Here is a 13,388-nt window from a genome sequence, read left to right on the forward strand (position 1 = left end):
TCATCATCCCTTCGAAATCGATATATTTTCAAAATAAGAGCTGATCTTCACACTTTCGAGAATCGCATCCTGTATTTCACCTTTACGCACCAGAGGCAATACTCCGGCTTTATTTAAGCTGGCGCGAGGGACATCGCCAATACCAGAGCAGAGCAATATTTGACAGTCCTTTAATATAGAAATAATTTCTTGTAACGTGGCATTCTTATCCCCATTACAATCCGCTTTACCGTGGCAATAGGCCTGAATCTTTCTGATACCTAGCAGTTTCACGCTTATTCCATCCGTTTCATAAACCATGAACTCTGTCGCGTGGCCAAAATGTTGATTGACCTTATCCCCACCACGTGTAGCAACAGCGACTTTGGTGGTGTGCTGCCCTTGCTGGAAAGAGTTCTGCCTTAGCTCTTTGGCTTTGACACGCTGACGGATTTTGGCATCGAGTTCACGTTGAAAGAGCGCTCTAGCTTGCTCATTAATAACTGGATTTTCATCCATCTTTTCTAATATAAAATCCTGATTACGATCCTGACCTAGCAGCCCAATGGCATCAGCACGGCATTGTCGACAATGGCGCATGACCTTCATCCCTTCGCGCCCAAGCACTTCCTGCAGGTTGTGCAGTTCTTTAGGACGCGGCGCCTTGCGCCCATCCCGTTCATACTGACTTCCCGGTGCGATAATTAAAGGCGTCACATTATGCAGAGTTGCCCCGAGCGCTTTAACTGTTCGCGATACTTCAGGGAGATGATGATCATTGACCCCTGGAATCATAACGGAATTAACTTTAACAAGAACACCTTGCTGCGCCAGTAGCTCCAAACCTTGAAGCTGGCGGCTGATCAGCAGCTCCGCTGCTTCTTGTCCTTCGTACCGGATCCCTTCGTCAACAACCCATGGATAAATTTCACGGCCCACATTGGGATCAATGGCATTGATAGTGATCGTGACATGACGGATACCTAGCGCTAGTATGGCGTCTACATGCCTGTAAAGGGTCAATCCATTAGTACTCAGGCAAAGGGTAACATCAGGGACCTGCCGCTTGACTCGTTCGAACGTGTCAAAGGTTCGTTCTGGATTCGCCAGCGGATCACCCGGACCTGCAATCCCAACTACCGACAGTTGCATCAGCTGTGCGGCTACACCTTTCACTTTGCGTTCAGCTTGCTCTGGAGTTAGCACTTCACTAACTACACCAGGCCTGCTTTCATTCACACAATCGAATTTTCGGTTGCAGTAATTACATTGGATGTTACAGGCGGGAGCAACCGGGATGTGCATCCTAGCAAAAAAACGATGAGCTTCCTCACTGTAGCAGGGATGGCGGCTGAGCTCCTCCTCTGCTTCAATGGATAACCTCGATGACGCCTGCGGCATTTCCCCACCTCCTAAAAATTTTATGCAGCATGAACTACTAGTACTTCTTCGCAGTAAAACTCACTCTGATAGAACAACTGATGTGATTTTAGTTAACACATTTCTCGCTTGATTGCTTTGATTAGTTTCATCATATTTTCATCAACCTACATCGTCAATCGAGTTTTCCCTTTTTAAGTCCTGTTTTTCCTTATGTTTGCAGTTTCGTCATATTAAATGTTAGTTTATATAACCTATATCTATCATGTTTCCGTTTCCATTTTATTCAATCTCTGTTGATTCTCCGTCATCATGTCATGTTTCTGGCCATTTTAAGGATTCTTAAAAGATAGAATCCATTTATTTCTGCAACTTTTATTGACAATGACTTTCATCTCGTATATGATCTCTTTAGGCAAGAACACATTGAATAATCTTAAAAATTTAATATATCCCGTAAAGGGGAGTAGCTGTTAAATAAAGTCGTCAATACGAGAATATGAGGATATTCTCCGGCTTTATTGGCAATTCACATTGTTAGCGAGACCTTTACCAATCAGGTTAGACCTTTATTCCAAAGGCTAATCTGTTTGGTAAAGGTCTTTTTTATATAAATTTGGTTAAAATGGTAGGGTAGATATCTTTTGGTAGATATTTGCATTCAAAAAGGGAGGACAACAGTAATGGATTGGGGATTATTATTAGAGTACGGTTGGGTATTGCTTGTTCTGGTAGCACTAGAGGGACTACTCGCCGCAGATAACGCATTGGTATTGGCAATTATGGTTAAGCACCTTCCTGATGAGGAAAGAAAAAAAGCGCTGTTTTACGGATTAGCAGGAGCCTTCGTGTTCCGATTCGGTTCGCTATTTGTCATCTCCTATCTGGTCGATATCTGGCAAGTACAAGCCATCGGCGCGATTTATTTATTATTTATCGCGGGTAATCATATTTTCCGAAAACTGTTGTTTAAAAAGCCCGTCACAGATGAAGCTGCTGAAAGCGGCACTGACGGTGCGGTCAATAAAAAGAAATCCAGCTTTTGGTTTACTGTTCTGAAGGTAGAAGTTGCTGACATCGCCTTCGCGGTCGATTCCATCCTAGCCGCAGTTGCACTCGCGGTTGCTCTTCCTGCAAGTGGTCTTCCAAAAATCGGAGGCCTCGATGGTGGACAATTCCTCGTCATCTTTGCCGGTGGATTTATCGGTCTGGTCATTATGCGTTTCGCAGCTTCCTTCTTCGTTAAGCTGCTGCATTCCCGTCCAGGACTTGAAATTGCAGCCTTCTTTATCGTAGGTTGGGTGGGTGTTAAGCTGTCAGTCATTACATTGGCGCACCCTTCACTTGGTGTTCTGTCCGAAGATTTCGCTCATAGTACCTGGTGGAAAGCCACCTTCTACGTTGTGCTCGTACTCATCGCTGTAATCGGCTGGTTTATGAGTAGCCACAAGGTTGAAGAGAATGTTGGCGAGAATCCGGTTCGAGAAGTAGACAAACAACTCGGTAAGTAATCGTTAAAATACAGCCACAAACCATACCCCGAAAGATGCACCTTCTGAACAGGTGTCCGTCTTTCGGGGTATTGCTATTTATCCTCGTTTTTGCTCTCGATATTCCTGCGGCGTACAGCCAACGGTTTTTTTGAAGAATCGAAAAAAATAGTGCTGATCACTAAACCCGAGCTGGCCGGAGATCTCGTGCATTTTTAGAGCAGTTCCAAGCAGCAGCTCCTTACTCAGCTCCACTTTTTTCTCCAGAATATAATCAGAAATCCCCTTCCCTGTCGTTCTTTTATACCAGCGTGACAGATAGGACGGATTAAGTGAGACTTCCTGCGCAATCCGGGTTAAGGACAAATCATCAGCCAGATGGGATTTAATATATTGGTGGATCATGGACAGGATATTCGATTCATCATGTTTATAGGTAGCGCTTCTGTTCGAGATAATCCATTCAAAAAACGTGTGATAAAAAGAGATGACATCCGACCAGTGTGTATTGATATTAAAATATAACATGCGTGATAAATTCATACCGCTATGTGCTTTTTCCGTTAAACCTAACTCTTGTAAAGTCTGCAGCAGGGTGTTACTGATCCCAGACATTAATCTTAATCTCAAAAAAGGATCCTCCGGCCCACCTTCCCCCGAGAGCTCCACCCATTTGCGAAAAGATGTGCCCCAATCGAGATCACCTTCAAGCAGCCGTTGTTTTAAATAGTCGAGCAGTAGTTCCGCTGTTGCATTTCGATTATGCATAGAACCTGGACTTGGGCTCACTTCCTTGGTATTTATCCTCAGCAGCTTTTCCATCCCAAGTCCGGGGCTATCAAAAATAGCTAATCGTAAACGGTTCAAGGCATAGTTCAGCTCATGCCAATGCACTTCCTGATCACTGGCGATGATAGACACAGATAGTTGCAGACATTTGCCACAGGCTTGCTGAACGGATTCCATTGTTCCGTGGACGAAGCGGAGCGTTTTTAACCAGAGCTCTTCTTCCTTGATTGAGGATACACTTTCACTTTTAGGCTGAACAAAACAAGCTATCGTCCCCGGATCCAGATCCACAGCCTTAACTTCAACTTTGTCGCTGAGCAGCTCCTCCGCAATATTGGCTACCGCATAACGAATTAAACTCCGGTCTGAAGCCGTTTCATAATTTCGCCAAGCCTCCATCCGCAGAATAATAGGCAGGACGGATCCATCCGCTTTGAACGGGAGCTGAATGGCATCGAATTCAACCTGCAAGCTCTGCCGGTCTATCCGTTCGGTGCGTCTTAGAATATCGTGTAATAACTGCTGCTGTAACTGGGGCAGCGCGCGCGGGAGCTTGTCGCGAAGCCACTGGCTTTTATAGAAATAATCCTCTTCTGAAGATATTTTCTCCAAAGTCAGCTCCACAGCGGCACGAATTTTATCCATCCCCTCTGTCTTCAATAAATAGTCGACTACACAAGGATTTCGGATCGCCTGATGGGCAAAATCGAATTCATTATGTCCTGTCAGCAGAATTACTTTACAACGTGGCCAGCGGTCGACAATTTCCTGAATTAACGCCATCCCATCCATACCTGGCATACAGATGTCACTAAGCACAATATCTATTTTTACGGTATTAAGCCAGTCTATGGCATGATCCGCTGAATGAACCTTTATGATCTCCAAATCTTTAAAATCTGCCTTTACAAAAAATTCGTACAGCCCATCCAAAATATTAGGCTCATCATCAACTATCATCATTCGTTGCATCCTGCACGTCCCCTTTAAGCGGTAAATTGACTCTTACACAAAGTCCGCCCAAACTGCTTCTCTCTGCCTGCAAGCCATAAGGGGAACCAAATTTGATCCTCAATCTCTGATTTACATTTAATAAACCCGTGATCTCCCCCTGAATGGCATTCTGCTCGGAGAACTGGCGCTGCAAGAGATTTAACTTGTCCTCACTAAGTGAGTCACCGTTATCTTCTATTATAATAGTCAGCGTATGCTCAACTTTTTCATAACTCATTTTTAATAGGCCATTGCTGCTTTTTTGCTTAAGCCCATGCTCGAATACATTTTCAATTATGGGCTGCAGGAGAACCCGTGGGACTTTGATGTCCCGGCAATCCGCTGCAATCTCATCTACCTCAGCTCTAATTCTCGCGCCAAAACGAATCCGCTGTATAGCCAGATAAACCAAAGCATGCTCCTGCTCTTGCTGCAAAGTAACCTCCTGGGCGGAATCCCGGGTCATGTACCGAAAATATTGCCCTAAATAATCAGAGAACTCCTTGATCAGCTCTACATTTTCCACCTCAGCCATCTGTTTTATGCTAAATAGACTGTTATAGAGAAAATGAGGCGTGATCTGCGATTGTAAATGTTTAAGCTCCGCTTCCCCTGTCCGGATACGCTGCACGTAGTTCTCATCGATTAACGTATTCAGATGCTTAAGCATCTCATTGAAACGAGAATATAGATACCCAAACTCATCCCTGCGGGAGTGAGTAATAAAGATCCCCGTCTGCCCCTGCTCCGCTTTCTTAAACCCCCTGATAAGAATAGACATCGGGCGATGAATCATCCTGTATGTCCATAAAGAGAACAAGATAATGATCACTATCGAGACAACGAACAACAACCATAGCAACAATGAGTAGACATGAATCGGCTTCATGAGCACCGTATTGGGAATATTTGCGGTCAGCCTAAAGTTATTGCTGTGATCGTAGAGCGAATAGTAAAAAGAATTATCAAAACGATACCGCTGCACACTTACAGTCTCTTCACTATTTAGTGGTTTCTCTATGGGGAACAACCTGGGCTTCTGGTCAGAAGTTGATATCACATAATCGTTATTGCCGAAGGCTAACGTAATATCGCTCCCCCCTGATACCGCAAATTCTTTCAAACGCAACTCAAGCTCAGGTGAGGAAAGCTTCACTCCCAGCAAAAAATTAGGTGAAAGATTGCGATCCAGGTTATAAGGATTACTACGCAGTAAATATAAGTCGTCTTCGTATTTAGATAAAGCACCCTTCAGATTACCCATAGTGGCCAGCAGACTTTGCCATTCCTCGTTGGTGACATCCCTAACCCCCACCGCAGCGCTAACCCGCTTATTAATTTCCGGGACATAATACACAACATCACTAATATAAGGACTGGTTTCTTTGATTTGTTTTAGCTTGGTGTATATATTGTTCAGATTAGAATCCACTTCGTACCGGCTCATAATTGGAATACGGGTACTGAAGGTAGCCAGCGTTTCATCCTGAGAGTACTCCGTGACTAAGCCCGTTATCCGTTGCAGCTCAAATTCAAGATGGCTGTAGTAAAAATGAACCTTCGATTCGTTCGCCCTCTCCACTTCAGCTTGCATTTGGTTGGAGCTATAGTAGGTAATAGATATACTCAGCGCACAGAGTGGAAGCATGACCAATAGGAAAGCTCCGATCAGCTTGATCACAATGGAATCGGGGTTCCACCCGATGGAGAATGATTTCATTGGAATGTTCTCCCTCTTCTATCGAATAATAATAAAGAAGGAGCCATGTTCAGGCTCCTTCTTATTTTTAGGTCCAGTCCAGTTTAACCCTTTACACTACCCACGACTAGTCCATGCACAAAATATCTTTGCAGGAACGGATAAATCGCCAGGATCGGAATGATAGACAAGAAGATCTGGGAGGCTTGCGTTGTACGGTCTGAGATTTGGTTTAATAACGCAGCTTGTTCAAAAGTAATATTTTCGGTCTGGATCGATACCTGCTGAAGTATGGATTGTAAATAGGTGGCCAGCGGATAATGTTCCGGGCTTCTCATATAAATCATGCCATCGAACCATGCATTCCAGTGACCTACCAAAGCGAACAACGTAATGGTCGCAATACTTGGCATAGATACCGGCAGATACACACTCCACAACGTACGTAAGTGTCCTGCGCCATCCATCCATGCGGCTTCCTCCAATTCTTTTGGCAAACCTCTGAAGAAATTGAGCATGAGCAGAACATTAAAGATCGGCACCGCGCCCGGTATAACAAGCGACCAGATGCTATCCAGCAGCCCCATTTCTTTTACAATTAAATAGCCAGGAATCAGACCCCCGCTGAAGAGCATCGTGAACACAAAAATCCAGGCATACACGGTCCGTGAGCGGAAGGACTTTGCCTCTTTAGACAGCGGATAAGCTACTAGAATCGTAAACAACAAGTTAACGGATACCCCAAGCACTACCCGAAGCAGACTAGTTCCGAAGGAGTGAATGAACTGGTTGTTCTGAAGGATATATTTATAGGAAGAAAGAGTGAAATCCACAGGCCAGAAGGTTACGCTACCCGCGTTAACAGCTGCGCTGGAGCTAAAGGAGATCGCCAGAATGTTCACGATCGGAAAAAGACAAAGCACTGCGAGCAAAGTCAGAAATACATAATTGCAGCGGAGAAACCAACGATAAGCAGTTGAAGTATGGTGCATTTAGTCCACTCCTTTCTCTCTAAAAAATCCGATATTTAGCAAAACGATACGCCAGATAATAACCCAGCCCGATAAATACGAAGGAAACTACCGATTTTATCAATCCTAGTGCGGTCGATACAGAGTACTGAGCATCCTGTAGACCAATTCGGTAAATCATCGTGTCCAAAATATCGCCTGATTCATACACTAGCGGGTTGTAGAGGTTGAACACTTGGTCAAATCCCCCATTCAGGACGTTGCCAAGGCTGAGTGTAAGCATCAGGATCATAATCGGGCGAATGCCCGGAAGCGTAATATGCCAGGTCTGCTTCCATCTTCCGGCACCATCGATTACAGCAGCTTCATAAAGAGAGGAGTCAATGCTGGTTAAAGCCGCCAAATAAATAATCGTCCCGAATCCAAACTCCTTCCATTGATCTGTGATCACTAGTACGTATGGGAACCAGCTATTGTCCGCTAGAAATTGAATAGGCTGCATGCCTAGTGCTTTTAAAAGCATGTTGACAATCCCGCTGCTCGGAGACAGTACATCTACGATAATCCCGCCCAAGATAACCCATGAGAAAAAGTGCGGCATATAAATAATCGTCTGAATCGAACGTTTGAAGCCGTTTACACGAACCTCATTAAGCAATAGAGCCGCTATAACTGGCACGGTCAGGCCAGCAATAATTTTCATGACGGAGATAAATACAGTATTCCATACGACCTGACCAAAACCGGGAAGCTCAAACAAATAACGAAAGTTTTCGAGCCCTGTCCAGTTCATATTCTTAAACCCTGAGATCGGGGAAAAATTCTGGAAGGCAATTACAAGGCCAGCCATCGGAATATAACTAAAAATAATGATCACTATTAAGGCAGGTAAAATCATTAAATGGAGCGGAATATTACGTAGAAATTGCTTAGTATTAAAGTGCATATGCTTTCTCCTCCTTGTATCTCAATTATAGAGCAGCCCCAAATTGCCTTAATAGTGTAGCGTATTGACTTTAAGTATCTTTTGTTGACCTGGTTATCGAACCGAATAGCTGTTCAGCCAAAAAAAGAACTGCCCGTTTGTCATTATCATGACTAGGGGCAGTCCTCTTCTGCGTCGTTTTTACTAGTTTGCTTTTACGATATCATTTACTTCTTTCGTTATTTGATCTCCACCGAGCTTTTTCCAGTTGGCTACGAATTTGTCGAATTCATCGATAGGAAGACTTCCGTAAATGATTTTGACAAAGGTCTCTGCACGCAGTTTATCCAAGGTAGCCGCTTTGCTGTTCATCGTTTTAGTTGGGGCATAAATGAACTCATTCATCAACACCAAGTCATTGTCGCGGTAGTGTTTGATAACCGATTGTGAGCTAAGCGGCCCAAAGATCCGTTCCATATGCCATTTATCAAGATCTCCACCGCGGTAGCTTTGAATATCATCATAGAATAATTTAGCTTCAAGGCCCATGTTTGAGGTATCTCCCGATTCAAGGGCTTTTTCCACTTCATCCTGTGCCTTTACATTTTTGTTCGGTGGCAGGTTGGATACAACCGCATTTTGGAAGCCCAGACCTGTGTCCCCGTTCAAATATTTTGCCCGTTCCGTTTTAGCGGACTCCCCAAACATTTTCTCTGCTTGGAAGTTAAGCAGCTTGATCAATGCCTCCGGATGCTCGTAGCCCTTACGGACCGCGAATACGCCACCAATTGTAAGATGGTTTTGAGTTTTGGCAGGTTGGTCATCAATAGATTGTACCGGATAAGGCACCCAGTTAACATTTTGATCTTTTTTAATCATGTCCTTTACTTGGAAAGGGGCCCATTGCGGCAAAAATAACATACCGGACTTACCAGCATTTACATCCTCCATCGCTTTGGCAAAGTCTTTCACTCCAAACTCTGGATCAATGACTCCTTCTTTATACAATCTTTGCAGCTCCGCAAGTCCAGCCTTTACCTCCGGTTGAATCGTACCATTCACAACCTCGCCATCGGCGTTTTTGATCCAAGTTTCCAGGTAAGCATGGTACCCGAGTAGAAACGCATTGATTGGCAAGTCCTTGTTCAACGAAATGCCGTAAGTATCCTGTTTGCCATTTCCGTCTGGATCTTTAAATGTAAAGTCTTCTGCAATCTTAATAATATCCTGCATGGATGTTGGCTCTGCCAAATTCAGCTTGTCCATCCAGTCTTTTCGAATCCATATCATATCAGAGGAATCCAGCGAACCCGGGAAGCTTACCATCGCCATCAGTTTTCCATCTTTCGTAACCGGCTTAAGCCCTGCTCCGTCCTCTTCAGCGTAATATTCTTTGACAAGATCCGAAGCATATTTATCAAATACCCCGGTCAAATCCTCCAACATGCCAGCTTCATAAAGCTGCTCGAATTGCACCGTGGACACCTTTAACAAATCAGGTAAATCCCCGCTCGCCAAGGTAACATTCATTTTATCGTTATAGTTAGCATCAGCCACAATCCAGTCATAGGATACTTTAATCCCAAGCTCTTCCTCGTATCCTCTGGTCCAGATGTTATTGGAATGTGTATCGCCCTGCGCCAACGTCTCTTTGCCTGTTTCGTTCATCGTGGAGCGAAGTTTGATCGGCGGATCATATTTGGTTAAAGGGCCGCCTTCCATTTCCGTTTGCGCACTAGTGTTTCCCTCTGCGGAACTACTACTGTTTCCACTACTGTTTCCACTATTATTGCTGGAGCAACCACCGAAAACTAATGATAAAACAATGGCCGATGCCATTAAAGGCAAGCCTTTAATCTTTCTTTTCATCTATTGAACCTCCCTTATTTTCTATATCCTAATTGTAAGAAGAAAGCGTTAACACAGCGAGTGTGAACCGTTTACATTCGGTATCTTTTCTTTACCTATTCATGTTCGCCTAACAAAGCTCCGCTTTAGGGTCACTCTGATTATCATAATACTGTGAGTTTGTAAGTGTCTATGTATTGGTAATTAATTACACAAAAAAGAGGCTGATCCTTATGCTATCCCTTAAGAATCTTAGCCATCAAGATTACCTATATAGTGAGCCGGCGGTGCATAGTGTAGGAGGATTGGACTGAGGATTGCGCGGAGGAATGGACTGAGGATTGCGCGGAGGATTACGCGGAGGATTGTGCTGAGGATTACGCGGAGGATTACGCGGAGGATTGCGCTGAGGATTGCGCGGAGGATTACGCTAAGGATTACGCTGAGGATTGCGCTGAGGATAAATTAAGCGTTGAATTAAGCATTGAATTACGCGGCATTACGCGTTTAATTGTATTTAGTACACTTATAATGCATCAAATCACTCGGCCAAAGGATATAAGTGTATTCCGTACACTTATATTCTTGCTTTTCTCGCCAATAGGTGAATTCTCTAGTTTTTAGTTGCAGAGAATGCAATTAAAGATACACATTCACCTTTTGCATAAGAAATAGCTGTATAGAATGCAGTTATTTTGCGGATTCCAGCAAGAATCGGCGCACAAAAAATGCTGAGAGAATACTGGAAACTGCATCTGCCAGATAGAGATGCTTTAGTCAATCCGCCGCGCTGCAAACTAAAAAACCAGGCAGCGATTCTCCAATCGTCGGAGAATCGCTGCCTGGCTGTCTTATTAACACTTATTGACCTATGATCTGATCGGTCTTTCCTTGCAGCTCAACTAGCTTCATGATCACCGAAGCCGCCAGCGCTTTTGTTACATTCTGCTGCGGATTAAACTTGCCGTTGTCATCCTTTAAGAGTCCCAATTTCACAACAAGAGCCACGGCCCCCTTATTGTTTATAGCTGAGCTATCACTAAACTGACTTACAGTCACATCTTTATCAAGATAAGCTGTGAGTTTATTGTATTTCAAGAAATTAGCCAGATGAACAGCAAGCTGTTCCCGGGTTAACTTACTCTCTACTTGCAGGCTTTCATCCTTATTGATCCATTTACGATCTGCTGCAAAAATAACTGCATCATAATATGAATTCTCTGGCTTCACGCCTGCCACAGTTTTTCGTTCATTATTATTATAATAATTGGTGAAATTCGGACTAGAAGCTTTGGCAAGATAGGATAACCAATCACCGACAGTTATTTCTTGATCCGGGTTCACTTTGCCATCGGCATCCGGTGTAATCACATGGTGGTTTACCAATTCTGATAATTCCCGCTCTGCTGTATGACCTTTGATGTCCGTTGCAGATAGTTGAGCATCCTGCTGACCGAGATAATCAAACACCGCAACCCATTTTCCAGTAGCTGCATCCAAAACCTGATTTAATCCGTTAGATTCATCAAAGGTTGTATCATATACCAGCTTCACCTTCGGTGCGACATAGTTACTATAAGTATTGTATCCGCCAACCTGAGTATATTTCAGCTTAGTCTGATATTTAGGCTTATAACTTTCGAGCGCTTCTTTCTTGGAAATTGTTGCATCAGGCGATAATGTGATTCCATCGATACCGCTTATCCGATTCCCCATGTAAGAAGTCAGTCTGCCGTAAAGATCCAAACTTACCGTAATGGTGCTGTCACTCACAGGAATTCCTTGATGATATCTAATAAACTGGTATCCATATCCTGATCCGTCTGAAGTCAAACTCGAATTATCCCCGTATTCTACCAGCTTTAGCTTCTGGCTCGCCTGAGGATATAGACTATTAATTATACTAAGCGCTTTCACCTTCGCTTCAGCCTCACTAAGCTTCTTACCTCCAGCAGGTGCCGGCTCTTCCTTCTTCTTATCCTGAATAGCACCATAAGCTTGAACCTGGTACTGCAATACTTCACCGGTCTTTGCATCGATCTCGGCAGAGGATTGTTCTGGAAAGCCAGCACCAATGTAACGATCATTTCCATTACTGCCCCAGTATAGCTGCCAGATTTTCCGATCTGAATCCTGATAGTCATTTCTCAAGGTTTGCGAGATCAATTTACGATCTGCCGGGATATAAGCAACCTTCTCTACAAGCTGTGCTGCTTCTTTTGCAGAAAGCTCTGTACTAGAACTTCTTGCCTGAAAAACATCCTTGCTCTTCGCTACTTCTGAATACACGACTGAGGTGGATACGGATTCTTTTCCTTCATAATCTATCCGCTTACCCGTTAATGCATCGATAGGATATAGAGACTGATCTATTGGACGCCAGCCTAGGATCCAGTTGTTAGGTTTTCCGTTCTTATAAATAGGAATGTAAAATAGGCCCACATCAAACTGTTCCGCAAATTGCTTCTGTGCTTGCTCCAAGGTAATCTTGGGCTGTGCAGACGGGTACTCAAGCCCTTGAGAAGACTTAGAGAATTGCGTTACAGTTCCGTTACCATCCACAACTATGTTAATGCTGTCCGAACCAGAAGGAATACCATTTTTCAGAATACTGAAGTTATATCCATATTGAACAGGACCGAATAATGATTCCGAAAAATAACTATAACCAACATTCTCATTTAATTGCAGCTCACTGCTCTTAACCGATGAGGCTGCCTTAGCCACAAAAGTCTTAGCGATCTCCAATGCCTGAGTCTGCGATACTTTCGGTGGATAATAGGATTCGTTCTTCTCCTGGGAGAATGAGAGATAGGTGTTGATGATATCACCATTAATGGCGTCTACCTCACTGCTAAAACCATATCCTATATTCCCTTCTTGAACCTGCCACTGAATATGCCAGATCATTTGATTTGCTGGAGCTGGGTAGCTTTGGTTAGATCCCAGTTGAACATTGTTTACAGTTGCATCTTTTAGAGATGGGAATAGTTCTTTTAACTTTGCAATGGCTTGCTCCTGCGTGAATTTCACTTTTGCAGGATCAGCCTCAGATTTCGTAGTCGTAGCTGGAGCCGCTGATTGCGTACTAACCTGCGTTACGGAAGTGTTGCTGCTAACAGATATAGAATCGGCTGCGGCTAAGCCAGGGGGTAAGAGTAACGCGAGTGCAACGGAAGTGATTAATACCGTTTTAGCTGTTTGATGAACAAAAAGAGTACTATTGCTTTTCAAAAGAATTCATCCTCCTCTAACACGTGATTCATATTATTATACAGATATTTTCTTGTATTTTCCATAATTATTTAACGACA

General features: G+C 43.7%; 8 protein-coding genes. 1 reads left to right on the forward strand and 7 read right to left on the reverse strand.

The window, feature by feature from the left end:
• Positions 1–3: 3 nt before the first annotated feature.
• Positions 4–1,380, reverse strand: a complete 1,377-nt coding sequence (gene nifB / locus NSQ91_RS26130; RefSeq protein ID WP_076305154.1) for a nitrogenase cofactor biosynthesis protein NifB — start codon at positions 1,378–1,380, stop codon at positions 4–6.
• Positions 1,381–2,042: 662 nt separating this feature from the next.
• Between nifB and NSQ91_RS26135 the strand changes: the two genes are divergently transcribed.
• Positions 2,043–2,870: a TerC family protein gene (locus NSQ91_RS26135; RefSeq protein ID WP_036679597.1), complete on the forward strand. Its 828-nt coding sequence runs from the start codon at positions 2,043–2,045 to the stop codon at positions 2,868–2,870.
• A 78-nt stretch (positions 2,871–2,948) separates the two neighbouring features.
• On the opposite strand, the gene NSQ91_RS26140 is transcribed toward NSQ91_RS26135, so the two are convergent.
• From NSQ91_RS26140 to NSQ91_RS26165, 6 genes are all read right to left on the reverse strand, one after another.
• A complete protein-coding gene (locus NSQ91_RS26140) occupies positions 2,949–4,610 on the reverse strand; it encodes a response regulator transcription factor (RefSeq protein WP_076281909.1) in 1,662 nt (553 codons plus the stop codon).
• Positions 4,588–6,351: a sensor histidine kinase gene (locus NSQ91_RS26145; protein ID WP_076194607.1), complete on the reverse strand. Its 1,764-nt coding sequence runs from the start codon at positions 6,349–6,351 to the stop codon at positions 4,588–4,590. Before NSQ91_RS26145 ends, NSQ91_RS26140 begins: the two co-directional genes overlap by 23 nt.
• A gap of 83 nt (positions 6,352–6,434) precedes the next feature.
• Positions 6,435–7,322 (reverse strand): carbohydrate ABC transporter permease, encoded by an 888-nt coding sequence (locus NSQ91_RS26150; RefSeq protein WP_038573097.1) that lies wholly within the window; start codon positions 7,320–7,322, stop codon positions 6,435–6,437.
• Between the two features lie 19 nt (positions 7,323–7,341).
• Complete coding sequence (locus tag NSQ91_RS26155) at positions 7,342–8,247, reverse strand: ABC transporter permease (RefSeq protein ID WP_036679607.1); 906 nt, start codon at positions 8,245–8,247, stop codon at positions 7,342–7,344.
• Positions 8,248–8,430: 183 nt separating this feature from the next.
• Positions 8,431–10,095 (reverse strand): extracellular solute-binding protein, encoded by a 1,665-nt coding sequence (locus tag NSQ91_RS26160; RefSeq protein ID WP_340920507.1) that lies wholly within the window; start codon positions 10,093–10,095, stop codon positions 8,431–8,433.
• Positions 10,096–10,935: 840 nt separating this feature from the next.
• On the reverse strand, positions 10,936–13,308 hold the full coding sequence (locus tag NSQ91_RS26165) for a YcdB/YcdC domain-containing protein (RefSeq protein ID WP_340920510.1): 2,373 nt from the start codon (positions 13,306–13,308) through the stop codon (positions 10,936–10,938).
• Between the last annotated feature and the right edge of the window lie 80 nt (positions 13,309–13,388).

Origin of the sequence: Paenibacillus sp. FSL R7-0048 (genome assembly GCF_038004505.1) — a bacterium.
Classification (GTDB): Bacteria; Bacillota; Bacilli; order Paenibacillales; family Paenibacillaceae; genus Paenibacillus_AQ; species Paenibacillus_AQ odorifer.

Coding starts and splice junctions, on each gene's coding strand:
- NSQ91_RS26160 (WP_340920507.1), bottom strand. CDS start 10,095: ATGAAAAGAAAGATTAAAGGCTTGCCTTTAATGGCATCGGCCATTGTT.
- NSQ91_RS26155 (WP_036679607.1), bottom strand. CDS start 8,247: ATGCACTTTAATACTAAGCAATTTCTACGTAATATTCCGCTCCATTTA.
- NSQ91_RS26135 (WP_036679597.1), top strand. CDS start 2,043: ATGGATTGGGGATTATTATTAGAGTACGGTTGGGTATTGCTTGTTCTG.
- NSQ91_RS26140 (WP_076281909.1), bottom strand. CDS start 4,610: ATGCAACGAATGATGATAGTTGATGATGAGCCTAATATTTTGGATGGG.
- NSQ91_RS26145 (WP_076194607.1), bottom strand. CDS start 6,351: ATGAAATCATTCTCCATCGGGTGGAACCCCGATTCCATTGTGATCAAG.
- NSQ91_RS26150 (WP_038573097.1), bottom strand. CDS start 7,322: ATGCACCATACTTCAACTGCTTATCGTTGGTTTCTCCGCTGCAATTAT.
- nifB (WP_076305154.1), bottom strand. CDS start 1,380: ATGCCGCAGGCGTCATCGAGGTTATCCATTGAAGCAGAGGAGGAGCTC.